The sequence below is a fragment of the Paenibacillus sp. FSL H7-0716 genome (genome assembly GCF_038002705.1).
Lineage (GTDB): Bacteria > Bacillota > Bacilli > Paenibacillales > Paenibacillaceae > Paenibacillus_AQ > Paenibacillus_AQ odorifer.
Window position 1 is genome coordinate 1 of record NZ_JBBODA010000046.1, and the last position, 24,499, is coordinate 24,499.

The 24,499-nt window shown below is 45.5% G+C and carries 19 protein-coding genes, 15 tRNA genes and 1 rRNA gene; 25 read left to right on the top strand and 10 right to left on the bottom strand.

The window, feature by feature from the left end:
* Positions 1–145: 145 nt before the first annotated feature.
* The 17 genes from rrf (at position 146) to MHH60_RS30240 (ending at position 2,285) form a co-directional block, all read left to right on the top strand.
* A 5S ribosomal RNA gene (gene rrf, locus MHH60_RS30160) occupies positions 146–262 on the top strand.
* 57 nt (positions 263–319) lie between these two features.
* Positions 320–396, top strand: a tRNA-Ile gene (locus tag MHH60_RS30165).
* Between the two features lie 3 nt (positions 397–399).
* Positions 400–475 (top strand) — tRNA-Asn (locus tag MHH60_RS30170).
* A 5-nt stretch (positions 476–480) separates the two neighbouring features.
* Positions 481–573, top strand: a tRNA-Ser gene (locus MHH60_RS30175).
* A 15-nt stretch (positions 574–588) separates the two neighbouring features.
* Positions 589–660, top strand: a tRNA-Glu gene (locus MHH60_RS30180).
* Between the two features lie 6 nt (positions 661–666).
* Positions 667–742 (top strand) — tRNA-Val (locus MHH60_RS30185).
* A 15-nt stretch (positions 743–757) separates the two neighbouring features.
* A tRNA-Met gene (locus MHH60_RS30190) sits at positions 758–834 on the top strand.
* Positions 835–906: 72 nt separating this feature from the next.
* A tRNA-Met gene (locus tag MHH60_RS30195) sits at positions 907–983 on the top strand.
* A 25-nt stretch (positions 984–1,008) separates the two neighbouring features.
* Positions 1,009–1,086, top strand: a tRNA-Asp gene (locus MHH60_RS30200).
* A 16-nt stretch (positions 1,087–1,102) separates the two neighbouring features.
* Positions 1,103–1,177: transfer RNA gene (locus tag MHH60_RS30205), tRNA-Gln, on the top strand.
* Between the two features lie 7 nt (positions 1,178–1,184).
* A tRNA-Lys gene (locus MHH60_RS30210) sits at positions 1,185–1,260 on the top strand.
* Positions 1,261–1,275: 15 nt separating this feature from the next.
* Positions 1,276–1,360 (top strand) — tRNA-Leu (locus MHH60_RS30215).
* Between the two features lie 7 nt (positions 1,361–1,367).
* Positions 1,368–1,442: transfer RNA gene (locus MHH60_RS30220), tRNA-Gly, on the top strand.
* A gap of 10 nt (positions 1,443–1,452) precedes the next feature.
* Positions 1,453–1,529, top strand: a tRNA-Arg gene (locus MHH60_RS30225).
* 32 nt (positions 1,530–1,561) lie between these two features.
* Positions 1,562–1,635 (top strand) — tRNA-Pro (locus MHH60_RS30230).
* A gap of 12 nt (positions 1,636–1,647) precedes the next feature.
* Positions 1,648–1,718, top strand: a tRNA-Gly gene (locus MHH60_RS30235).
* 102 nt (positions 1,719–1,820) lie between these two features.
* The gene (locus MHH60_RS30240; protein WP_076138771.1) at positions 1,821–2,285 is read left to right on the top strand and encodes a YdeI/OmpD-associated family protein; all 465 of its coding nucleotides are present in this window, start codon (positions 1,821–1,823) and stop codon (positions 2,283–2,285) included.
* Positions 2,286–2,353: 68 nt separating this feature from the next.
* Here MHH60_RS30240 and MHH60_RS30245 read toward each other — a convergent pair whose 3' ends face one another.
* Positions 2,354–2,809: a GreA/GreB family elongation factor gene (locus MHH60_RS30245; protein WP_076138772.1), complete on the bottom strand. Its 456-nt coding sequence runs from the start codon at positions 2,807–2,809 to the stop codon at positions 2,354–2,356.
* A gap of 396 nt (positions 2,810–3,205) precedes the next feature.
* Here MHH60_RS30245 and MHH60_RS30250 point away from each other — a divergent pair, with 396 nt between their 5' ends.
* A complete protein-coding gene (locus MHH60_RS30250; protein ID WP_036686883.1) occupies positions 3,206–3,400 on the top strand; it encodes a sporulation protein Cse60 in 195 nt (64 codons plus the stop codon).
* Between the two features lie 151 nt (positions 3,401–3,551).
* On the opposite strand, the gene katA is transcribed toward MHH60_RS30250, so the two are convergent.
* Together katA and glgP are read right to left on the bottom strand one after the other, a co-directional pair.
* The gene (gene katA, locus MHH60_RS30255) at positions 3,552–5,009 is read right to left on the bottom strand and encodes a catalase KatA (protein ID WP_076138773.1); all 1,458 of its coding nucleotides are present in this window, start codon (positions 5,007–5,009) and stop codon (positions 3,552–3,554) included.
* A gap of 262 nt (positions 5,010–5,271) precedes the next feature.
* Positions 5,272–6,888: an alpha-glucan family phosphorylase gene (gene glgP, locus MHH60_RS30260; RefSeq protein ID WP_076138774.1), complete on the bottom strand. Its 1,617-nt coding sequence runs from the start codon at positions 6,886–6,888 to the stop codon at positions 5,272–5,274.
* Between the two features lie 256 nt (positions 6,889–7,144).
* Between glgP and rbsK the strand changes: the two genes are divergently transcribed.
* The gene (gene rbsK, locus MHH60_RS30265; protein ID WP_218640695.1) at positions 7,145–8,074 is read left to right on the top strand and encodes a ribokinase; all 930 of its coding nucleotides are present in this window, start codon (positions 7,145–7,147) and stop codon (positions 8,072–8,074) included.
* Positions 8,075–8,135: 61 nt separating this feature from the next.
* Complete coding sequence (aroD, locus tag MHH60_RS30270; protein WP_076138776.1) at positions 8,136–8,900, top strand: type I 3-dehydroquinate dehydratase; 765 nt, start codon at positions 8,136–8,138, stop codon at positions 8,898–8,900.
* A 91-nt stretch (positions 8,901–8,991) separates the two neighbouring features.
* Here the strand turns inward: aroD and MHH60_RS30275 are convergent, their stop codons facing one another.
* From MHH60_RS30275 to bglX, 4 genes are all read right to left on the bottom strand, one after another.
* A complete protein-coding gene (locus MHH60_RS30275) occupies positions 8,992–9,744 on the bottom strand; it encodes a MerR family transcriptional regulator (RefSeq protein ID WP_076138777.1) in 753 nt (250 codons plus the stop codon).
* Positions 9,745–9,920: 176 nt separating this feature from the next.
* Complete coding sequence (locus MHH60_RS30280; RefSeq protein ID WP_076138778.1) at positions 9,921–10,673, bottom strand: 3'-5' exonuclease; 753 nt, start codon at positions 10,671–10,673, stop codon at positions 9,921–9,923.
* 186 nt (positions 10,674–10,859) lie between these two features.
* The gene (locus tag MHH60_RS30285) at positions 10,860–11,828 is read right to left on the bottom strand and encodes a metallophosphoesterase family protein (RefSeq protein ID WP_076138779.1); all 969 of its coding nucleotides are present in this window, start codon (positions 11,826–11,828) and stop codon (positions 10,860–10,862) included.
* Positions 11,829–11,944: 116 nt separating this feature from the next.
* The gene (bglX, locus tag MHH60_RS30290) at positions 11,945–14,104 is read right to left on the bottom strand and encodes a beta-glucosidase BglX (protein ID WP_076138780.1); all 2,160 of its coding nucleotides are present in this window, start codon (positions 14,102–14,104) and stop codon (positions 11,945–11,947) included.
* Positions 14,105–14,747: 643 nt separating this feature from the next.
* Between bglX and MHH60_RS30295 the strand changes: the two genes are divergently transcribed.
* From MHH60_RS30295 to MHH60_RS30315, 5 genes are all read left to right on the top strand, one after another.
* On the top strand, positions 14,748–15,692 hold the full coding sequence (locus MHH60_RS30295; protein WP_305953532.1) for an ABC transporter permease: 945 nt from the start codon (positions 14,748–14,750) through the stop codon (positions 15,690–15,692).
* Positions 15,693–15,720: 28 nt separating this feature from the next.
* Positions 15,721–16,617 (top strand): carbohydrate ABC transporter permease, encoded by an 897-nt coding sequence (locus MHH60_RS30300; RefSeq protein WP_076105429.1) that lies wholly within the window; start codon positions 15,721–15,723, stop codon positions 16,615–16,617.
* Positions 16,618–16,697: 80 nt separating this feature from the next.
* On the top strand, positions 16,698–18,275 hold the full coding sequence (locus MHH60_RS30305) for a DUF3502 domain-containing protein (protein WP_076138781.1): 1,578 nt from the start codon (positions 16,698–16,700) through the stop codon (positions 18,273–18,275).
* 68 nt (positions 18,276–18,343) lie between these two features.
* Positions 18,344–19,366: a LacI family DNA-binding transcriptional regulator gene (locus MHH60_RS30310; RefSeq protein WP_076105427.1), complete on the top strand. Its 1,023-nt coding sequence runs from the start codon at positions 18,344–18,346 to the stop codon at positions 19,364–19,366.
* A gap of 36 nt (positions 19,367–19,402) precedes the next feature.
* A complete protein-coding gene (locus MHH60_RS30315) occupies positions 19,403–20,290 on the top strand; it encodes a sugar phosphate isomerase/epimerase family protein (RefSeq protein WP_076105426.1) in 888 nt (295 codons plus the stop codon).
* A gap of 87 nt (positions 20,291–20,377) precedes the next feature.
* Here the strand turns inward: MHH60_RS30315 and MHH60_RS30320 are convergent, their stop codons facing one another.
* The 3 genes from MHH60_RS30320 to MHH60_RS30330 are packed head-to-tail and all read right to left on the bottom strand — an operon-like array spanning position 20,378 to position 24,478.
* Entirely contained in the window at positions 20,378–21,157 is a 780-nt protein-coding gene (locus MHH60_RS30320; RefSeq protein ID WP_081389199.1) for a spermidine synthase, read from the bottom strand.
* Entirely contained in the window at positions 21,129–22,628 is a 1,500-nt protein-coding gene (locus tag MHH60_RS30325; RefSeq protein ID WP_076138782.1) for a response regulator transcription factor, read from the bottom strand. The genes MHH60_RS30320 and MHH60_RS30325 overlap by 29 nt, the downstream gene beginning before the upstream one ends.
* Before the next feature lie 17 nt (positions 22,629–22,645).
* The gene (locus MHH60_RS30330; protein ID WP_076105424.1) at positions 22,646–24,478 is read right to left on the bottom strand and encodes a cache domain-containing sensor histidine kinase; all 1,833 of its coding nucleotides are present in this window, start codon (positions 24,476–24,478) and stop codon (positions 22,646–22,648) included.
* Positions 24,479–24,499: the final 21 nt, after the last annotated feature.

Sequence of the window (24,499 nt, forward strand, 5' to 3'; positions counted from 1 at the left end):
AAAATACCCCAAAAAGTGAAGAAAAGGCTGCGAAGCTAATTCCGAATACTTTCCGGGGGCCCCGAAGAGATGACGGGCGACGCAAATTCAATTCGGATTCAGTTTTCAGGCGATTAAGCCTGAGCATTTACGCTGTAAATGCCCGTTTGGTGGCGATAGCGGAGGGGTTCCACACGTACCCATCCCGAACACGACCGTTAAGCCCTCCAGCGCCGATGGTACTTGGACCGAAGGGTCCTGGGAGAGTAGGACGCCGCCAAGCGGACAACCACATTACCCGTGGTATTTTTTTTGCCCTTAATATTAATATGTCTTAGAAGGGCCTTTAGCTCAGCTGGTTAGAGCGCACCCCTGATAAGGGTGAGGTCGGTGGTTCGAGTCCACTAAGGCCCACCATATTCCCTGATAGCTCAGTTGGTAGAGCACTCGACTGTTAATCGAGTTGTCACAGGTTCGAGTCCTGTTCGGGGAGCCATTTATGGAGAGGTGTCCGAGTTTGGCCGAAGGAGCACGATTGGAAATCGTGTAGGCGCCACAAGCGTCTCGAGGGTTCGAATCCCTCTCTCTCCGCCATAAAATTATTAGCATGGCCCGTTGGTCAAGGGGTTAAGACACCTCCCTTTCACGGAGGTAACATGGGTTCGAATCCCATACGGGTCATATCATGGAGGCTTAGCTCAGCTGGGAGAGCATCTGCCTTACAAGCAGAGGGTCGGGGGTTCGATCCCCTCAGCCTCCACCATATTATTTTCACTGACGCGGGGTGGAGCAGCCCGGTAGCTCGTCGGGCTCATAACCCGAAGGTCGCAGGTTCAAGTCCTGCCCCCGCAACCAATTTTACTCTTATACATTATGTTTAGGGATAAGCTGGTATGGTGAAAATGAATAGTATATACTTATTAATGACGCGGGGTGGAGCAGCCCGGTAGCTCGTCGGGCTCATAACCCGAAGGCCGCAGGTTCAAATCCTGCCCCCGCAACCAATTTACACTTATGCATTATGTCTATGGAACCGTGGTGTAGTTGGCCTAACATGCCTGCCTGTCACGCAGGAGATCGCGGGTTCGAATCCCGTCGGTTCCGCCATTTAGTTAATTATTATTGGGGATTAGCCAAGCGGTAAGGCAACGGACTTTGACTCCGTCATGCATAGGTTCAAATCCTATATCCCCAGCCATTTATGAGAGCCATTAGCTCAGTTGGTAGAGCACCTGACTTTTAATCAGGGTGTCGAAGGTTCGAGTCCTTCATGGCTCACCATTTTCTTTAAAGTGTGCGCGTGTGGCGGAATTGGCAGACGCACCAGACTTAGGATCTGGCGTTTCACGACGTGGGGGTTCGAGTCCCTTCACGCGCACCATGTTTTTGCGGACGTGGCTCAGCGGTAGAGCATCGCCTTGCCAAGGCGAGGGTCGCGGGTTCGATTCCCGTCGTCCGCTCCATATAGATTTTGCGCCCTTAGCTCAGCTGGATAGAGCGTTTGACTACGAATCAAAAGGCCGGGAGTTCGAATCTCTCAGGGCGCGCCATTTTTATTACTAAGCAGTTATAGTATTGTTAACGGGATGTAGCTCAGCTTGGTAGAGCACCTGGTTTGGGACCAGGGGGTCGCATGTTCAAATCGTGTCATCCCGATTTTATACCTTTGCGGGTGTAGTTCAATGGTAGAACTTCAGCCTTCCAAGCTGATAGCGTGGGTTCGATTCCCATCACCCGCTTATAAAGAGAAACACCTGCCGGTATTAGGCGGGTGTTTTTTTGTATAACTAAGCACGTACAGATACAATAGGGACTAGAGATTTTTATTTAGGGAGGGACCTATGTTTGAATTTGAAGCAAGGTTAGTCAGACCAGATACGAAGGGGAGCTGGACATATCTTACAGTTCCTTTTGACGCTGAACAAATATATGAAACTAAATCAAGGATACAAGTTAACGGAAGCCTGAATGAAATTCCCTATAGAGGAACACTTATGCCGCATGGTAATGGGAAACATTTTATGGTTGTGAAAAAAGAACTGCGAGACTTAGCCCATGCTCAACCTGGAGATATAGTTCGGGTGACAATGGAACAAGATCATCAATTGCGAGTGATAGAAGCTCCAGAAGATTTTCTGGACGCACTAAGCAGCAATGAGCAGGCAGAGGTGTATTATAACAGCTTGGCTTATTCCTATCGGAAGGAATATGTGAGCTGGATTGAAGGGGCGAAAAGACCGGAAACCAGAGCAGCAAGGATCCAGAAGTCAGTTAATAAGCTAGAAGAAGGTTTGAGGCTTAAATAATAGAACAGCGTCCCTCTCCTTAATATCTGGAAAGGGACGCTGCTGTAGTGGGGTATAAGGGATCGTCCTTATATAAGAACGCCTACTTCACCATTATTCACGAACTTTATGCTTTCGATCTTTACCTCTAGTTGACCTGAAGGAATCGCTAGCTGACAAGTACTGCCGAGCTCAGCCAGCAGCAGCTGCATGCCTATAGGTGACAACATAGAAATCTTGTTATCGTTAGGTTCTGCTTGGTTAGGAAATACGATGGTATAGATATCTGTAGTATTATCGTCCAAGTAACGAAGCTGCAGCTGACTTCCGATAAAGACCTGTGAATTTAAATCTTCGTCATTGAACTCAGTTAGTAATTGTTCCAGCTCGGAGCAATAACGGGTCAACAGCGTTTCAGCGTTGCTTCTATCCTTGCTCCGTACCGGAAAGTATTGATTTAGAAATGCGATTTTTTCCTCATCAAAATAGATAAGCTGCTGAAGCAGCTGTGTCCGTGAGCCTTCATAGATAAGACTATGGTTCATAGTAGATTTCACCTCCTCTAAGTAGCACATTCCTTGTAAACTTGATATGGTGTGTTGCCATCTTAAAATCCCTCCTATACAAATAGAGGTCCCCCAATGGAGACCTTCTGATCAGTATACCAGCTTCTATTTGTAAATCCAATCCATTTTAAAAGGGGAATTAAAACCTTCTAAATATTGTAATGAAAACCTTTGACTATTACATACTTGGGTGCTATGATAGGCTGATGCATAGGCATTTCGTAGAAAACTGCGAAATGCCTATACTGTATTTTGAAGATATTTTTACATTAATTGTTACCTGGGGAGTGATACGCCATGTACATTTCGTTGAGTTCACATATAGATTCCAGAACTATAAAATAACTACTTAATTTATTAAAGGAGGAGATCAGGATGATTCAAGTTAAAGAGTTTGTAGATGCTGATAATTCTTATGCAGAGAATAAAGCTAATGAGTTCCTGGCAGGACTACGGGAGGAACAGATTGTGAATATCTGTTACGGTTCGGTAGTTAAATCATCACGTGATGGGGCAGAGCACCAAAGAACCACTATACTGGTCGTGTATAAGACAAATGAAAGGCAATAACTGGAACACTTTTTTTTCATGTCTATCCATTGTCTCCACGCTGGGCGTTGTGATTGTCATCATTTATTATGTTTTCAGCTAATTAGCAAAAAGAGGACCTTTCCCATCTACGGGCAAAGGTCCTCTTTAGTTTATAAATGCATTTACAGTCTTACATTCCGTCTGGTACAGATAAACCCAAAGCGGATGCGATACGCTGTCCCAAGTCTGGATCAGCCTTAAAGAAATGTTCAATCTGGCGACGTTTGATATCGTTACTTTCAACAGGAGTCATAGCACCCACGATGTTTTGAACTAGACGGGTACGTTCTTCTTCAGACATTAGGCGGTACAAGTCACCTGGTTGTGTATAGTGATCGTCACTATTGTAAGAGACACTATCCGCATAACCAGAAACCTCGAACGGCGAAGTTTTATGCTGTGGTGATTCTTTAGGTCCTCCTAAGCTGTTAGGCTCGTAATAGGCACCAGAACCGCCATTGTTGCCCAAGGCCATGCCACCATCACGTTGATAGTTCTTCACTTCTACTTTTGGACGGTTGATAGGTAGACTGTTATGGTTAGGGCCAACCCGGTGACGGTGTGCATCACCATAAGCGAACAGACGGCCTTGTAGCAATTTATCAGGCGAAGCTTCAATACCAGGAACGAAAGAACCGGGGGAGAATGTAACTTGTTCTACTTCAGCAAAGTAGTTCTCCGGATTGCGATCCAATACCATACGTCCAACCTCGATTAACGGATAATCTTTTTGCGACCAGACTTTTGTTACATCAAATGGATCAAAACGGTAAGTCTTCGCATCCTCGATTGGCATAATTTGCACGTAGAGCTTCCAAGCAGGGAAATCTCCTTTATCAATAGCATTAAACAAGTCCTCTGTATGATAATCCGGGTTTTCCCCAGCGATTTTGGCAGCAAGGTCTGCATCTAGATTCTTAATGCCTTGTTCTGTTTTGAAATGGTATTTCACCCAGACTGTATTGCCCTCGGCATTTACCCACTTGAAGGTATGGCTACCAAACCCATGCATATGTCTCAGCGTAGCTGGAATTCCGCGATCCGACATCAAAATCGTTACCTGATGCAAAGATTCAGGCGACAAAGACCAGAAGTCCCATACAGCATTCGGGCTCTTCAGATGTGTCTGTGGATCACGTTTCTGTGTATGAATAAAGTCCGGGAATTTAATCGCATCACGAACGAAGAATACAGGCGTATTGTTACCTACGAGATCATAGTTTCCTTCTTCCGTATAGAACTTCACGGCAAAACCACGAGGGTCGCGTACGGTATCAGCAGAACCTAATTCACCAGCAACAGTAGAAAAACGAATGAACAACGGTGTACGTTTGCCTACTTCAGACAAAAAGTTAGCTTTTGTGTATTGGGTCAGATCTTTTGTAACTTCAAAATACCCGTGAGCGCCAGCACCTTTAGCATGAACAACACGTTCAGGAACACGTTCTCTGTTAAAGTGGGCTAATTTCTCAAGCAGATGGACATCTTGCAGCAAAGTGGGACCGCGGTCACCGGCTGTCATTGAATTCTGATTGTCGCCTACTGGAGCACCCCAGCTGGTTGTAAGATTATTATTATTGGAGCTCATTAATAGAATCACCTCATGAGATTTGATTTTAGATTTAGTATAAGTTCTATATTAATGTTTTTTTGAGAAATTGCAACACTTTTTAAATTATTGACTCATTACAATATGTGGTAATCGTCATTACAGCGTTGGCACATTCAGATATATATGATAGACAAAGTGATTAATTGCTTAGCAGAATTAAAAAAGAAACAGCGCATCCCTACCATCACTGGAGGGGTGCGCTGCATTTTTTGATATAGAAGATATTCGGTTCTTGTACTTAGGCTTTAATGTACATTCTGTTGTAATATTCATCTAACATTCTTTTGGTGGCAAACTCCGTACGGGTGGTTTCGATACTCTTTTTCATCATGTGTACCCACTGTTCACGATTCTCGTAAAAGGTTGGGAGCACACGTTTCAATAAGGTGTCGTACAGTGCATCACTATCATGCTTATCCAGCACCTCGAAGTCTGTAGTTTCGAAGCCGTCACCAATCTGCCAGCCATTCTCACCATCGATGCAGGCTTCTGGCCACCAGCCATCCAGAATAGAACAGTTCAATACACCGTTCATAGCTGCTTTCATCCCGGAGGTGCCGCTGGCTTCCAATGGTCTGCGTGGATTGTTGAGCCAAATATCAGCACCGCGCGTCAGCTGGGCGCCAATCGTCATATCGTAATTCTCGAGGAACACAACACTCTTTGGATACTTTTTCATCATCGCTACTAGGTTGCTGACGATTTTTTTACCGTTATCATCGAGTGGGTGCGCTTTGCCGGAAAATACAATTTGTATCTTTCCAGACTCCAGATAAGGTTCGATAATTTCTGGCTGCGAGAAGATCAGGTCGCTTCGTTTATATGGAGCTGCTCTGCGTGAGAAGCCGATGAGTAGATTGTCAGCATTTAAGCTAATGCCGGAACGTTCTTTGATGAATTGGATCAGTTCGCCCTTGATCTCTTTATGCACTGCCCATAAGTCACCATCCTGTTCGTAGGCTTGCGTCATTCTATCATCTACCCAGGTAGGAGTATGGATGGCATTAGTAATGCCTATAATTTCCGATCTTCCGGCTACTTCCTTCCACATTTTATTAGCCGTATCGGCGTGTAGCTGGGCTACTGCGTTGGAAATACGTGACAGCCTTAGACCTGCAACCGTCATATTAAATGGCTCGCCGCCGATCCGCTCCATCTGGTCACGGGTTAAGCCGTTGAACGCACTCATATACTCAAGTCGGTCAAGAGGATGGGTTTCGTTGCCTTCTTTGATTGGTGTGTGTGTAGTAAATACTACTTCTTCGCGAGTGGCTTTCCACGCTTCTTCGAAGGTATGGCCTCCGGACATTTTTTCACGGATTAGCTCGATAGCCGCTAGAGCCGCATGACCCTCATTGAAGTGATAGACATCAATAGGGATTTGCAGGGCACGCATAGCTTTGACTCCACCAATCCCAAGCACGATCTCTTGTGCGATTCGTTCCTCGCCGAACCAGCCATACAATTGGCCTGTAATCCAGGCATCATTATTCTCGGGGATATCCGTATCCAGTAAATACAATGTGCTGTTGCCAAAATAATCAGTTTTCCATACCTTGCATACCACATCGGTTTTTCGGACTTTAATAGTTACCTTAACCCCTGTATCTTCAAGAAACTCATAAACATAATTGTGATAGGAGTCGTACGGATTGCCATTGGCATCAATCTTTTGGTCCGTGTAACCTTGTTTCCACTTCAGCCCAATAGGGATGATAGGGGCGTTGATATCTTTTGCACCCTTGATGTAGTCTCCGGCAAGAATGCCCAGACCTCCGGCATACATTTTGAAATCGGAATGCAGCCCGTACTCCATACTAAAATAAGCGACTGACGGTAATTTTTGTTCGTTCACTTGATAAGCCTCCTAATCACGGATTAGATTAAATTGCAGTGAAGCTGCGGGCATTATCTTAGGTGCAAACGTTTGCTCAAAATAGTGCAGGCAATCACTGTGGAAGCGATTGCACCACTATTCTAGCACACTCGATGAATAAAAGCATAACGTCAATTTGGTGAAAACACCCATTTTGGATCCAATTGAGCGGAATTGATTGATAAAGTGGACAGAAGCCCCTAAGATAAAGAGATTGAAGAAATAATTAATGGTGGTGTCTAAGTTGGATATAGTTGTGATTGGAAGCTTGAATATGGATATGGTGGTACGTACAAACCGGTCACCAGATGCAGGAGAAACCCTGATTGGACAAGCCTTTGCTTTATCTCCTGGCGGAAAAGGGGCAAATCAGGCCGTTGCCGCAGCACGTCTGGGTGCAGAGGTTAGTATGATCGGAAGAGTTGGAAAAGATACCTTTGGTAGCGAAATGCTGGAGATTATCAGGAATGAAGGCATTCATATAGAGCATATTTCCGTAAGTGAACATCAGGCAACAGGAGTCGCCTCAATCATTATTGAAGAAGATGGAGAAAATCGGATTATCGTGGTACCTGGAGCGAATATTGAGCTTACGGTACAGGATATTCAGGCATTGGAGGCTGTGATTAGCCAGACTAAGATCATTGTGCTGCAGCTTGAAATGGATCTGGCGATGAGTGAGCAGGCGATTGCGATTGCCCATCGTAAGGGGATTCCGGTCATCCTTAATCCTGCACCAGCTAGAGTGCTAAAGGATGAGATGCTGGCTCAGGTATCTTACCTGACACCTAATGAGACGGAAGCCGGGATTTTGTCCGGAATGACTGTAGATAGCGCAGAGACTGCTGAGCAGGCAGCCCGTATTTTGCTGCAAAAAGGAGTACAGAACGTAATTGTAACCTTGGGTTCAAAAGGTGCCCTGATTGTGAATGCTGAAGGTGCCAAGGCTGTTCCAGGCTTCCCGGTAAAGGCGGTAGATACAGTTGCTGCCGGTGACTCATTTAATGGCGCATTAGCCCAGCAGCTGGTCTTAGGAAAGACTTTGGAGGAAGCCGTGAGCTTCGCTAATGCTGTAGGTGCATTGGCTGTAGGGAAAGAAGGGGCGATCCCTTCATTGCCGCAGTTGTCCGAGGTAGAGCAGTTTCTAAAACGTAATTCGCTGTAGAATAGACAGTACAGGATACTCAAGATCTATACTAGATAAGATAGGATAAGGAGCTTAAATAATGAGCAGAACAGTAACCGTTAAAAATGTGATCATCGGCGAAGGAATCCCTAAGATATGTGTTCCGCTAATTGGAGTGACCTTGTCTGAGCTGAAGCAGGAAGCGGAAGCGCTGAAAGTACTGCAACCTGATTTGGTGGAGTGGCGGACGGATTTTTTTGCTGAAGTGGAAGACGTTGCAGCTGTTAAGAACGCACTAAGCGAAATCTGTTCTGTGATTCCAGATTTACCGCTGATTTTCACTTTTCGGAGTGCAAAAGAAGGCGGAGAGAAGCAAGTCAGCACGGAATATTACACAGCACTGAATAAAGCTGCTGCCGAGAGCGGTCTAGTAGATATAATAGATGTTGAACTATTTAATGATGAGCAGGATGTAAAGCTACTGGTCGAAGCTGCTCATGCTCATAACGTGTCGGTCATTATTTCAAATCATGATTTTCATGGTACACCTCCTAAAGAGGAGATCATCTCACGGTTATGCAAGGCGCAGGAGCTTGGCGGAGATTTGCCCAAAATTGCCGTTATGCCCCGAGATGCAGGCGATGTACTAACTTTGCTGGAAGCTACACATATCATGAAGGAAAAATATGCAGACCGCCCAATTATAACGATGTCTATGGCGGGAGCCGGGGTGATCAGCCGTTTGGCAGGGGAAATTTTCGGTTCAGCGCTTACCTTCGGAGCTGCACATAAACCTTCTGCGCCTGGACAGGTAGCTGTCGCTGAGCTTCGGAATACATTGTCGCTGCTGCACCGCAGTCTGTGATTTCTGCTGATTGCTATTGCCGCAAAAAAAAGGTGTCCGGATAATCCGGATACCTTTTTCTATTTTTAAAGTTGAATTATTGTTCGTGAGCTTACTCATTTTTTTCCGTATATACATGTACAGCATCTCTTAGAAACGCAGCGAGTCCAGGGCGGCGTTTGTCATAGTATTCGGTAAAACGTTCATCATCAACATACAATTGTGCAACACCAGCATGAGCTTCTTTGGAATAGGAATTCCAGTAGAAGGAGAGCCACTCACGGTGTAGGTCAGCACTTTTTTGCGCCAATACACTGGCAGGATCTCCATGCTCCATCGCTTGCAAGAGCGTTTCAAACAGCTCTTCTTCAAGCTGTTGTATAGCTGAATATTGTTCTTCTGTCATTCCTTTAAGCTTTTGGTTGGTTTGATTAATGGTGTCATCTCCGTATTTCTCCCTTATTTCTTGACCATATTTCTTTTCGTTGTCATCTACCAGCTTTTGTTTAAAGCCTTCGAATTTTTCAGTATCACTCATGGTAATTCTCCCTTCTTTTTGAGCCAGCGTCTTTTCGACGTTAGCGATTAATAGATCTAATTGCTGTCTTTTTTCCAATAGCTTGTCATGATGCTCCCGCAGCGCTTTGGCTCCGTCGAATGAGGGTTCTGTCATAATAGCCTTGATACGTTCCAGACTTAAGCCAAGCTCCCGATAAAATAAAATTTGCTGTAGTAGATCTACTTCGTTACGGCCATAGATACGATACCCTGAAGAGTTGATTCTCGCCGGCTTAAGAATGCCAAACTCATCGTAGTAGCGCAGGGTCCGTGTGCTGATTCCAGCTAACTCTGCGAGCTTCTGCACTGTGTATTCCGTAGTATCACCTCCTACAAATCAAATGTACACCTTTACGTAACGTGAAGGTCAAATGTTTTTTTTAGCATATCCAAAACAGCGGCAGCTACCCTCTGAATGATCATGGGGAAGTCTGCCGCTGCTATGAATAAGTCTATAATGTTGAGCTTTGCTGCTGCTTGAATTTATTTATGGCCCATTTGTGCTGTGAAATAATTGTGCAATTCCTGAAGCTTACGAGGGTCCGCAAGGGTTGCTTTGTCTGAGAAGTAGTGTTCAACGACAAGGTCCCAGGTAGGTACAATTTTTTGTGAGGTCATAGCCTTAATGGCTACCTTAACTGTTTTGCGTTCTTTGGCATTGGAGAAGGTATCTACGTAATGCTGTGAACGCTCAAAATCCAGATCCTTAAACACGGCGCGGAAGATCTCTGACGTCATCCGTGCATCATCCAGCGCCCGGTGTGCAGATCCAGTAGGCTCAAGCTCAAACAATGCCATCGCGCTTTCCACGCTGACATCATTGCTAAGGCCACGCGCACGCAGAACTCCTTTGAGCAAATCGAAATACGTGGCGGACATCCAGTAGGATTCGTCCATCTTGTGCATGCGCACATCCTGAATGATTCGCTTCATGTCTTCACCACCCCAGGTAAGCAGCAGAACTCCGTCTGTACTTAGATCAAGCCACTCTCTAAAAGCAGTGATGACTTTGGGGAAGCGGGCGGCAATGTCAATTTCCTCTTGAGGGATACCCGTTTTTTTCTTAATAAAGGAATTCAGGGTGGAGAAATATATAGGTTTGATCAAGGAAGAAAATTCATCCTTATACTGCAATGAAGAGTCTAACCGGACGGCTCCAATCTCAATGACCTCCATAGGGTGCTCGCTGGCAAACTTACGGCCGTTGAATTCGATGTCCAGAATAATATAATCCACAGGTACTTGCCTCCGTTTCCATGACTGACGCTGTAGTGCTTAATACGTCGACTTCTCTATTTTAACAAAAAAAGTGATGTAATGGGGAATATGGAGACAAGCTAATATTTGCACAAAAAAATGAACCAGCACAACATTTGCGCACTGGTTCATTTAATCAGTATTTAAATTTAATCCTATAAAAGATTAATGTCCTGAATCGGCAGCAGGTTCAGGCATATGAATCGGCTGTTCATTTATAACAGATCCGTCATCAAGACGAAGCCAGGTATTGAAGTCTTGGGTGCCTTTGACCAGTTCTATGACGCGTGCTCCCCGCATAAAGCCTTCTTTTCCATAAGTATTGTAACCGGTAGCACGGCCATAAGAAAGACGTATTCCATACAGGCTGCCGCTAAAATCGTTGATATGGTCATGTCCGCAGAAGGTGCCAAGCACATCACCCATTTCCAGCAAAGCCGAGAATAAGCCCGAGTTCACCTCAGGTGAGCATACACGCTCAAACTTATGCCCATGACAGACTTGTGTAGACCAGACATCCCGATATTCAGGAATTGGGATATGGAAGAAAGCCAAGGCAGGCAGCCTGTTCTCAGCACTCTTCGGATTCAACCGCGCAGATTCAGCCGTCAGCCAGTTGATCTGATTCCGCCCAATCCAATTGTAGCCCGGGATATCCTCATACTCGGAGTAGCCGCCAGAATCCAGAAAATACAAAATAGCGGCCGAGTGGTCTTCCTGATCTTTAATTTCAAGAGTGTAATTGCCCGAGCCTTCCAGCTCTTCTGGGCCGGCTTCGGTCAGGCAGTGGGGATGTTCCAGAGCAATTTGCATCAGTTCACTCTTTGAAATCAGAGTTTCTGTGTCATGGTTACCAAATACAAAGGTCCAAGGGATGCCGGATCTCTCCACGGCAGCGACAGCCTCACGAAAAGCTTGTGCGGGGTGCTCGCATGCTTTGTTTCCCGGCGATACAGGACCCGTGTAAATAAGATCTCCCGTGAAAACCACAAGATCAGGTTGTTCCGCATCCAGAATGCGTTCCATCAGTGCCTCGGTAAGCTGATCCTCAGCTCTTCCATCCATCCAGTGCAGATCGGTAAATTGTACGATTTTAAAAGTGCCATCTTGCTGAAATGATAAACTGTGTCTCATTAGAATAATCTCCCTTACTATCGAATATTGAATAGCAAGCTGTGGAGGCGCCAACCACTCATTGCGCTAAGAGGGCGTTGAGGGATGACGTCGTTAGAAGCATAGCTATACGCAGGTCAGCCGATCCAGATCCGCTGAGTGCAATGATCTCCAGAGTTTCTACCGATCATAATATCATATTCTCCAGGCTCGAAGACCAACTGATCGTCTTTCCCGTAGAACATTAACATTTCTCTGGTGATTTCGAAGGAAACCACCTGTTTCTCATGCGGTGCGAGTGTTATCTGCTGGAAACCTTTCAGTTCCTTGACCGGGCGCACGACACTTGCACTGACGTCGTGGATGTAGAGCTGAACGGTTTCCTTGCCGGCGATGTCCGAAGTATTCTCTACTTCAATGGAGGCAACCACCCGATCCGCAGCTTCAACATTGAAGCTGTTGTAAGCAAACTTGGAATAGCTCAGACCATAACCAAAACAGAACAGCGGGTCATTCGGGCAGTCCAGATAACGGGTCACGTAACGCACATTAGGATACTTAGAATCATAAGGTCGTCCCGTTTGATACGCATTGTAATAGACAGGAATTTGCCCAACCGAGTAGGGGAAGCTCATCGATAAACGTCCGGAAGGATTATAATCTCCGAACAGCACATCGGCCAGTGAATTTCCTGACTCTGTACCCAGAAACCAAGCCTGCAGCAGAGCGTCGCTGGCATCAAGAACGGGTTTCAGCTCCAGTGGTCTGCCGCTGAATACAATGGTGATGATCTTTTTTCCGGTATCCTTCAGACGCCAGATCAGCTTCTCCTGATTGGCCGATAGGCGGAGATTGGATTTGCTTCCGCCTTCCCCGGTATCCTGCTGATTCTCACCGACAGCGGCGAGAATTACATCACAATCCTTCAGCGCTTGGTAGGCATCCTCAATTTCATCCTCCACATCAAAAACACCCTCAAGCATGCTTCCCAGCTCACCAGTCATGGCCGTGAAAATATTTTCGGCAGATGTTTTTTGCGAAATGCCGGTGTAGAGTGATACAGCCGGATCTTTTTCTGTCCCGGCCCAACCGCCCAGTACATGAATGGAGGTGGCGAAAGGACCAGCCAGACCAATCTTCATGCCACGTTTAAGGGGCAAAGCATCATTGTCGTTTTTGAGCAGTACAACTGAGCTAGCTCCAAGCTCCCGTGCAGCCTGCAGATGCTCCGCGCTAGGTTTCGGAGCCTCATCCACCAGCGGATCTGCATCCTTGAATGGATTATCGAACAAGCCAAGCGCGTCCTTGAGCTCAAGCACCCGGATGACGGCTTCATCGATCAAAGCGATATCAAGCTTTCCTTCCTCGACCAGAGCAGCGCCGTGGTTTAGATAGTGAGTGGACATCATCTCAATATCCAGCCCAGCAGCCAGACTTTTCTCGGCTGCCTCACGGCCATCTATCGCGGCGCCATGGGGAATCAGCTCATTAACGGAATTGAAATCGGCGATGGTAACGCCGTTGAAGCCCCATTCTTCCCGCAAAATCCCGCGAAGAAGCTCGGAATTACCACTTGCCGGGATACGGTCAATGGTATTAAATGCGGTCATCACCATGGCCACACCAGCATCTACGGCAGCCTTATAGGCTGGCAGGTAGAACTCACGCAATACGCCGGAAGACATATCCACCGTATTGTATTCCCGTCCGCCTTCGGGAGCACCGTAACCAGCGAAGTGCTTCACACAGGCGGCGATGCGTCCTTTTTCTTTTAGGTCCTTGCCCTGATAACCACGCACCATACTTTCGGTGACACGGGCATTCAGATAGGGATCCTCACCAGATGTCTCCATGACGCGTCCCCAGCGCGGGTCACGTACGAGATCAGTCATGGGCGAGAAGGTAACGTGAATACCGGCAGCCGCACTTTCCTTAGCGGCGATTTCGGCAAACCTTTCACAGGCTTCAAGGTCAAAGCTGCTGCCCATGGCCAGCGGAATCGGGAGGATGGTCCGGTAGCCGTGAATGACATCCGCCATGAAGAGCAGAGGAATCTTTTGTCTGCTGGTTTGCAAATGCCGGGTCTGCTGCTCGATTACATTCCGGGCTCCAATACCGTTAAGAACACTTCCGATGCTCTCCATTACCTGCGGCTTAATGTTCAGTTCCTTAAATGGTCCGGTTAAATCCACGGTATCGTCCAAACCCCAATAGTGAGGACCTAGCTGGGTTAATTGGGCCAGCTTTTCGTCCAGGGTCATATCGTTCACAAGATCTTGGATAAACGTTTTAGTCATGGTTAACTCCTTCCTCGTGAGCGCATTGAAAGTTAGTTTTTTAAATAGATGTGTAGTTCCCCGCCGGGCAGCGTAAGCATGATTTTATTGGCAAAGCTTACGTTATATAGGCGATAAGGATGGGAGTGAACCGTTAACTCTCCTGGCACGCAGCTCCGAAATGCGGAATGGGCCTGAGCTATAATCAGGTTCAATTGTTGTGAAAATCATAGCATTTCTCTCTTCGGATACAGGGATGAGGCATGAATTAAATCAGAAGAGGATTGCATCATTAAGATGTTACAGATGGAGACTGACATGTCTATGAAAGAAAAGTATAAAAACGTTTCCACAAACGATACACCTCGATATTAGTCTGAACACCAAAAAAAGTCAATCGCCTTTGGAAAAACAGCTAATCTATATTTTTTTACGTGAAATGTGTAACTTTAGTACTTGTAATTCGAAAATAAAATAAATTGACAGCGCATACATTTTGGGAGTATGCTTCTCACACAGAGAGTTTTACAGAAACACTGGAAACGTTTCTACAACACTCGATACACTTTTTTTTGAAGGTTGGGCAAACTGTTTTTATTCTGGCTGCTGGACAAGAAAGGAAGGTAATTTATGCATGTGACTGAATGCATCTTTCAAATTGGAGGTGGGCACTTTGGCGAGACTGAAGCTTGTGGGTGGAAACATTGTTCGGGAAGTCATTAAGAACAAAGTTCTTTTTCTAATGTTGCTGCCTGTAATCGTATATTTCGTTATCTTTCACTATGCTGTAATGCCTGGAGCTTACGTCGCATTTGTAGATTACAAGCTCAATAAGGGGATTTTTGGAAGTAACTTTATCGGACTTAAGAACTTTGAGTTTCTGGTTCAAAATGGGGATCTATGGAATATTACCAAGAATACGCTGCTCTATAATATCGTCTTTCTAGCTTTAGGTAATATCATTCAAATAGTATTTGCCATTATGTTGTCTGAGATCTCAGGCAAGTGGTTCAAAAAAATATCACAATCCGTTATCCTGTTACCGAATTTCATCTCCATGGTTATCGTCGGTGTGTTTGCCTACAATATATTCAATTTCAATTCCGGGTTTATCAATACGATGTTAACTGGAATGGGGCTAGACCGTTACGAATTCTATTCCGATCCGGGCATCTGGAAATATATTATTGTGGCTTTCAAGATCTGGGCGGGTACCGGATATGGAATGATTGTTTATCTGGCAACGATCACAGGGATTAATCATGATCTGTACGAGGCTGCTTATATGGATGGAGCGACTACCTGGCAGCGAATCCGTTATATGACCTTGCCGATTCTGAAGCCAACCTTTATTCTGCTTCTACTGTTCGGTATGGGTGGAATTCTCAAGGGATCCTTTGACCTTTTCTATAATCTGATCGGTACGAACTCTGTACTGTATCCGCAGACAGATATCATCGATACCTATGTCTTCCGTTCACTGGTGGGACAATTCAACTTCTCTATGGGTGCCGCAGTGGGCTTCTACCAATCCTTATTCGGTCTGATCCTGGTGCTTGTAGTTAACTTTATTGTACGCAAGGTAGAACCGGACAGCGCTTTGTTCTAAGACTAGACACGAAACAGGGGTGATAAATATGGAAAAGAGTACAATCAAACAGGATTCCGGAAGCATTCTCATAAAAGCAGTCAGTTATATCTGTATCGCTATCTTTGCGCTATTCTGTTTATTTCCCTTCGCGTTGATGATCTCCTCATCGTTCATGAACGAGCAGGAAATTGTTCGTGAAGGTTACAAGCTGCTGCCGAAGGCATTTTCCTTTAAGGCTTACGAGATGCTATTCAACAACTCTACTCAGCTGGTGAATGCTTATCAGGTAACTATCTTCATTACCGTAGTGGGTACGGTACTCGGACTGTTTATGATGTCGATGGCCGGATTCGTGCTCAACCGTAAGGATTTCAAGTACCGCAACTTCTTTTCCTTCTTGATTTACTTTACAACACTATTCAGTGGCGGCTTGATTCCGACATACATCCTGATGGTTAAGCACCTGCATATGAAGGACAGCTTATTCGCCATGATTCTTCCGGGTGTAGTTGGTGCATGGTCCATCTTCCTGATGCGTAATTTCATGAAGGCGATTCCGGATTCCTTATATGAATCCGCTACCATTGACGGTGCTGGCGACTTTCGCATCTATTGGCGGATATTTATTCCGCTGGCGGTTCCATCCTTGGCTACTATTGGGCTTTTCTCAGCACTAGGCTTTTGGAATGAGTGGTATAACGGGATGTTGTATATTGACAGTCCGACGAAATATCCGCTCCAATACTTTTTGCAGCGAATGGTCAATCAGACGAACTTAGGAGCGCTAATCAACTCGGGAGCGGTCATCAATACTGCTGATCTTCCGACGCAATCCATCAAGATGGCTACAGCTGTGCTGGCCACTGGACCGATTATTCTCCTGTATCCATTTGTACAGCGTTATTTCGTAACAGGCCTCACCATCGGGGCAGTAAAGGGTTAATGGACGCAATCTTCTTTTCGAAGAGCGTTTATTATAAATGAAAGTTTCATAAATAGAAGAGAAAAGGGAGGCTTACCTAAATGAAAGGTAAAAAGATCGTGTCTTCTTTAATTGCTGTCCTCATGCTTACTGGAGCACTGACAGCCTGCACATCCAAGAACAACAATGAGCCGAGTAATGATCCGGCAGCCACGAAAGCTCCAGAGGCTTCAGCCAATGCAGGCGGAGTGGATACTTCCAAGGAAGCTAAGCTGGTGTACTACCTGTGGGGCAGCGAAGGAGTTAAAAATAAAGAAATCCTCGCTGAGATTAACAAGAAGCTCAAGGCTGACCTAAACGCTACGATTGAAGTGAAGTATATTGACTGGCCGGATATCGCTACTAAGTACCCGCTGCTATTTGCTTCAGGCGAAGAATTTGATATGTCGCATGCATCTCCCGGAGCTCCGGTATCTTATTTCACATTGGCTAGTGAAGGCGCTCTAGTGGACCTTACAGATATGCTGGATAAAGTTGCTCCTAAGCTGAAAGCGGAAATCCCGGAAAGTGTGTGGGAAAATACAAAATACAAAGGCAAAATTTATGGTGTACCAAGTCTTTATAGCGAATACACACCTGCCGGTTATGCCTATCGTTCTGACTTGCTGAAAAAATATGGAATGGACAAAATCACTTCCATTGATGATATGGTTAAATACATGGATAATGTGGTTGCTAATGAGTCCTTCCCACCAATTAACGGCAAGGCAGAAGATGCAGCCAATATGTTCAGAATGCTCGTAGATACTACAGGGATGTGGCTTAACGCTCCTGGTATATCTTTGAATGAGCTGAATCTTGTGACTAAAAGTCCAGAGGACTACAAGACTGTCTTCCATCCAGCCTTCACTCAGGAATTTGAAGATTGGGCTGTGAAGATGCGTGAATGGGCGGATAAGGGCTATTGGAGTAAAGATGTGCTGTCTGCAACCCTAGGCAGCAAGGATAACTTCAGAGCAGCTAACTCCGCAGGTTATTTGACTCATGCTCAGGACTGGATCGGCCAATACGGTGCGGATTTGAAGGCACAACCGGAATCAGATCCTTACTTCTTTACTTTTGCGGAAGCTAATAAGAAGATCAAACGTAAAATGGGCGTTGACAACTCGACTGTAATCAGCACGAACTCAGCTAATCCAGAGCGCGCTCTGATGGTAATCGAGAAGTTCATGACCGATGAAAGCTACTACAACCTCATCCAAAACGGTATTGAAGGCAAACAATATGTGATGGAAAATGGTGTTAAAAAGCAGCCTGCAGGCTTCAACGATAAAACGGACGGCGGAGGTTTCGCTGCTTGGTCACTTCGTAATGACAAATTCGTAGTTCCTACGGATACAGAAAACCCAATCCGTAACTCCTTATTCGCAGAATGGGATAAAGTGGCTATCGATGATCCTTACAATGGCTTCAGCTTTGATCCAACCAATGTTACAACTGAAATTGCTTCGATTTCCAACGTGAATTCACAGCTCGGTATTCAATTGATGCTTGGTAAAACAAGCAAAGATCCAAAAGCAGCTGTTGCGGAGTACCGCGATCAGCTGAAAAAAGCAGGAGTTGACAAGGTCATTGCCGAAGTAGAGAAGCAATTGGCTGCGTTTGTTCCTGTCAACTAAAGAAAGTTAAGGGGTGTAAGGGAGCTATAATTCGATATAGCTCCTTTACCCATAAATGGGGGAGTAAAGTGGATGTAAATATCAAGGATATCGCGCGGATTTCCGGTGTGGGCATCTCGACGGTCTCCAGGGTAATCAACAACAAGGGACCGGTGAGCAAGTCTACACGTGAGAAAGTAATGAGTGTGGTTAAGGAATACAATTATATTCCTAATTCCAACGCGCGGAATTTGAAAACCACACAATCTAAGAACATTGCACTTATGGTCAAGGGGATTACCAATCCTTTTTTCTCTAATATGATCAGAGAAATTGAACGGCAGGTCAATCTGCGGGGCTACCCGTTTCTTATCCAGCAAGTAGAGGATGGGACCGATGAAATCAATGCTGCAATTCAACTGGTGAAGGAGAAAAATCTGTGCGGGATTATCTTCATGGGTGGAACCTATGATCATTCTGAAGAGAAGTTCAAACAGCTGACGGTTCCGTTTGTGCTGACAACGATCACCTCAACGCAGCAGGTGAACCCGCTTATTTTTTCCAGCGTTATTATCAATGAAACGAAGGAAGCCTATAAGGCTACCAATTATTTGATCTCATTAGGTCATACGAATATCGGCTTTTTAGCCAAGTCTCCTTTATTGGATGAAACCACGGGCAACCGGCGGTATTTAGGCTACAAAAAAGCACTCGAAGAGCAGGGTCTGCCCTATGATTCGGGGCTGGTCGAGGATTGTGAATACAGTCCCAGCTCGGGATTTAATGCTGCGCGAAGATTGCTCAACAAGAACAAGGGAATTACAGCTATATTTGCCGCTTCCGACACGATTGCCATCGGTGCTGCCAAAGCGGTGCTTACCGCGGGGTTATCTATCCCTGATGACATTTCGATCATTGGCTTTGACGGGATCGAGATGGCTGAATATTATCATCCTTCTCTTGATACAATCAGCCAGCCGGGTACGGAAATGGCCTTATCCAGTGTAGGTGTTCTGTTTGATCTCATTTCCGGACGGTCAAATCATCAGCATATTGTCTATGATGCGGTATTGCTCAAACGTGGTTCCTGCAAGATGATTAAACCTCGTTAAGATCACACTATAAACTTTTATTGGAGTGGAACCGAAATGCAAGATACACTGAGAATAGGTACGATTGTTCGTGGTGGAGAAGCCGTTAAGGTCATTCCACAAATCGTGGGGCATGGATTTGAATCATTTAATCTGAACTTTTGGCAGACCACCGGCGAAACTGATTTGATCGAAACGGCTGCACGACTGAGGGAGTTAGCTGCTGAACATGATTTTGTCATCTCCTCTGTGGGCATCTATGGAAATCCGCTGAATGGCAGCGGCGACAATGCCGACACATTGGCCAGCTGGGAGCGGCTGATTGATCATGCACATTTATTTGGCACAGATATTATAGGCGGGTTCACCGGCCGATTGCCAGGTTTGTCCATTGATGAGTCGATCCCGAAGTTTACAGAGGTGTTCGGAGAACTGGCGAAGAGAGCGGCAGATCGTGGCCTGCGGATTGCTTTTGAGAATTGCGCTATGGGCGGAAACTGGCAGAGCGGAGAGTGGAACATCGCTCACAATCCTTCGGCCTGGGAGAAGATGTTCAATGCTGTTCCGGCAGATAATCTGGGATTGGAATGGGAGCCTTGCCACCAGCTGATCGCATTGATTGATCCGCTTCCGCAGCTGCGCAAATGGATGGATAAAGTATTCCATGTGCATGGCAAGGATGCGACCATCGCTTGGGACATCGTCAAGGAATACGGTATTCATGGCCCCAAACCTTATGTATGGGATCGGACCCCTGGCTTCGGGGATACCAATTGGGTAGATGTAATCACCGTCCTGCGCCAAGCGGGTTATAAAGGTACGATTGATATCGAAGGCTGGCATGATCCAGTGTATCGTGATGAGCTGGAAATGACCGGCCAGGTGCATGCACTGAATTACTTGAAATATTGCCGTGGTGGCAGCTTTGTGCCTAATCCGGTTTAAATGGTGCCGTATGAAAACAACCCAAAAATGACCTCGAAATTCACAGTGAAGTGGAGGATGAGGTCATTTTTTATAGTTAATCCTGAATTAATCCTGAATCAGATATCCTTGTCCCAGCTGTATTTCTTTGAAGCCAGCCAAATGGCGGGCTTGAAAGCGGATAGGGGTGCTGCCGCCAACCATAATGATATTTTGGATATCGGCGGCCCCTTCTGAAGGCAGGGAAAAGGCTTTGATATAGGCGTACTCTTCGGCAAGTGTCGTATAAATCGCGTTGATAAGCGGGTCGTTTTCACCTTTTCCCATTAGATTCATGAGAATATATCCGCTTGTGTTCAGCTTCGAACGGGTAATACTGAAAAATTCACGGGAGATCAAATGCCTTGGTGTACCAGCGGCAGTAAAGGCATCCAAAATGATGTAATCATATATCAGCGGGTCTTCGTCTTCAAGGATCTGACGTCCATCCCCGATCACTACGTTATCTTGACTGTATCCGAAGCAGCGGCGGCTTAATTCGACTACTTCGCTGTCTAGCTCGGCGACTTTAAATCTTTTCTCCGGAAAATGCCCGGCAATTGTTCCAATCCCATGTCCAATAAGAAAAACATCCTCAAAAGAGGGGAGGTTGAACTCCATGAAGTGAATGATGGCCCGCGAATATTCAAAGAGAATTCGTTGCGGGTCATTAAGATCCATCGCACCTTGAGTGGCATGATTCGAGAACTGCATAACGCGGAAGGAGCCTTTTTCACCATATAGTTCTGTTGTGTCGTAGACGGTTATTTCATGATTTTTGCTATTTCTTTGAAGCTCTGAATGCAAGTGATCAATCTCCTTATACAATACTAATTCGTTTATATTCATTGGGTGTAACCCCGACAACACGTTTAAAAAGCTTGTTGAAGTAGGCAGGATCGCCATATCCAACCTCTGCCCCAATCTCGTGAACCTTCAGGTCCGGAGCATTCTTGAGCAGATGTTTGGCTTTGCGCAGCCGAATTTCCGTGATATAGTCCGTTAGTGTAAGTCCAGTCTCTTGCTTGAACAGCTTGCTTAAATAGCTTGGGGTCAAAAAAACCATATTTGCCAAAGTGTTCAGATCCGCATGCTGATTATAGTTAGCGGATATCCAGCGTTTTATGGTTTCTATGGCTGTGCCGGACATCTCCAGACGATGGGTTCTGATTTCGTTCAGAATGCTTGTGAAGTGGGCGGTAAACATCTCCTCAATGTCGCAAAAGCTCATGCTGGACGCGATTCTGTCATCCAACCTGAGGTGCGGAGCACTTTTATTGCGGGCCTCGAATTCTTGCAGTTCCTTTTGTGCAGTTTCTTCAACCCATCGACAGATCCGGAGAATTTGGTCAGGAGCGGCTTGTTGTGCTTTCAGGACTGAGAATAGGTCATGAACCCATTCTAAGACGCCTGTCACATTCAGAATCTGCAGGTTATGGATCAGCGGTTCTCTAATTGTATTAAAGTGATCCAGGAGGTTTATCTCCGGCTGTTGAATATTCTGAATATTCGCGTAATGCACAGGCTCCGGATTATATATGCCCATGTTGCAGGCTTGTTTAGCATCTAGGTATGCCAGTCTAAGCTTGGATACCTCATTATAACAACCGCTGGTACCTACATGTAGAATCTTTCCGTTTGCAGATATCCGCATAATGTCACCGATATCTTTTAAATCGTTGTCTGACAGCGGCTCAGCAGAATATACAATCCAGACGTAGAGTCCTTTTTGAATCTCCAAGCTGTCGAAGCTCAACGCCTTCTCTTGCCGCAGACTGTCTGCGCAGGAGCAGACGGTTTCTCTGGCGCTCCCTTTGAGGACAAAGACCGAGAAATAAGGCTGGGGCAAGGTAAGGCTGGATAAAAGCAGAGGGGAAGAGGGCTCTTCGATATGCAAGAATGTCAATAAAAGCCAGGAACGGTGGCGTTCTTCCTTGTCGCGCGCGAGCTGCCGTTCTTTGTCTAGCCGATAAAGCAGCTCGAACAGCTGCTCTTTATTAATTGGTTTTAATAAATAGTCTACAGCTGAGCTGCGGATGGCTTCTCGGGCATAATTAAATTCAACAAATCCACTCATTAGAATAGAGTAGATCTGCGGGTGGGTCGCTTTTAACTGTTTAATCAGCTCCAAGCCATTGATTTGCGGCATACGAATATCTGTAATCACAACATCAAGTTGAAGTGTGCTTAACTTATCTAATAGATGTTTTCCGTCGGAGTAGGTGCCGATGACCAGAAATTCGGCGCTTTCTTTACTGATCATTCGGGCCAGTCCTTCGCGGATTAAGATCTCATCATCAACAATCGCAATACGCAGCAATCTGAGCAGCCCCTCTCCTAAATAAATTCATCTTCACTGTATTTAGCGTTAATATCCGCAATGCGCAGGGTAACACGAGTGCCGATTCCAAGCTCACTCTCAACAAGCAGACCAAACGAGCTACCGTAATGCAGGCGAATTCTTTCATTTACATTTCGTAGTCCAATCCCGAACCTTTCATTGTCCGTTCCAGTCTGCAGACTATTGTTTAAGGAACGAAGTGTGGCTTCATCCATACCGATCCCGTCATCTTCTACACAGAATACGGCATCTCCATGCTCGCTCCATGCGGTGATGCTCAAGGTGCCCAGTCCTACCTTTTGATCCAAACCGTGAAAGACAGCATTTTCTACGATCGGTTGAAAGACAAGCTTAATAACAGGAAGATGAAGGAATTCGTCCGGCACTTCGATGTTAAGTCTGAACTTGTCTGGGAATCGGATTTCCAGCAGCTGATAATAATTTCTCACATGATCCAGCTCTTGTCTAATTGTAACAGCCTCTTCGTTTCGGACAATGCTGTAACGCATTTGAAGCCCAAGTAAATAGGTTAGCTTCGCCACACGTGGATCATCATTGCTCTCTGCAAGCATGCGAATGGATTCCAGCGTATTATAAATAAAATGGGGATTGATCTGGTTCTGAAGCGCCCGCATATCAGCCTTTTGCTTCCGTTTCTCCGTGATAGACACTTCTTGTAACAGATCCTTGACCCTTATGATCATCCGATTAAAATGACTGCCCAGCATCCCAATCTCATCATTATATTTGGAATGCTGCCAGACATCCAGATTACCATGCTGCACCCGTTTCATTAAGCGGACCAAGGATTTAAGGGGTTTAGTCAGGGCATGAGAAATTATAGTCGCAACAAAAAGTGCAAAAGCAATAATAATCAGTGTGGTCAAGATAAGCGTATTACGATTCTTTTGTACAGGGGACAGGATACGTGTTAAAGGTATCGTAACCATAGTGGTCCACCCGGTCTGTTTTGAGACGGTGTACACTACAAGATAAGACTGGCCATTCAAGTCTATTTGAAAATGATCCTGCTGCTGATTTACTTGCTGCAGCAACAGCTTTGTATTCAGAGTTTGTGTTTCGGCAGCTAGATTCGGAACCGCGGAATCTTCACTGGCATAGATCAGATCTCCATTGTTATCTACAATGAACGTGTTTCCTTGCGTAACTGCATTTACGGGATCGATAATGCCCTTAAACAGATTGATGTCTACATCGAAAACGAGAATTCCTATATTCTGCAAAGTGCTTACAGAGTTAATTGTACGCAGAACACTAAAGACCTCTTTATGGACATTCGAGTTGGTGCGGATCGTATGTCTGCCCTGAATGACAGGCGCTGCTCCAGCATCTTCACTCATGGTTCTCCATTTGGCTAATCGTTCCTCTGGATACAGTTCATTAATTCCAGCGTCTTTATCATAAAAGACAGAGCCGTACTGATCCACCAAATACACGGCAATGATCTCTTCCTTAGTATGATTCAAATAGCTAAGGAACATCGCCATGCCCGTATTTTTTTCCCAGTCGGTATTTTGCTGTGTCAGGTAGACTTGCACATCGGTGTTATACAGCGGCAGGGCCGTATACCTTTTGAGGTCGGCAATATATCGGTCAATGGTATCTGAAGCATTCGATGTCATTTGACCCGCACCGTCAGTCGCATTCACAAGAACCGAGTTGAACATGGAGCGGGACGATAGATAACTTACATAAGTGATCGGCATAGAGATCAGAAAGACAAAGATAACGATCAGCTTGCGCTCCATCGGTAGATTGGCAAGGAACAACCACATTTTGCGTAAAGTTAACCGGATGTATGATAGCATTTGCGTTGTTCCTTTCCTGTA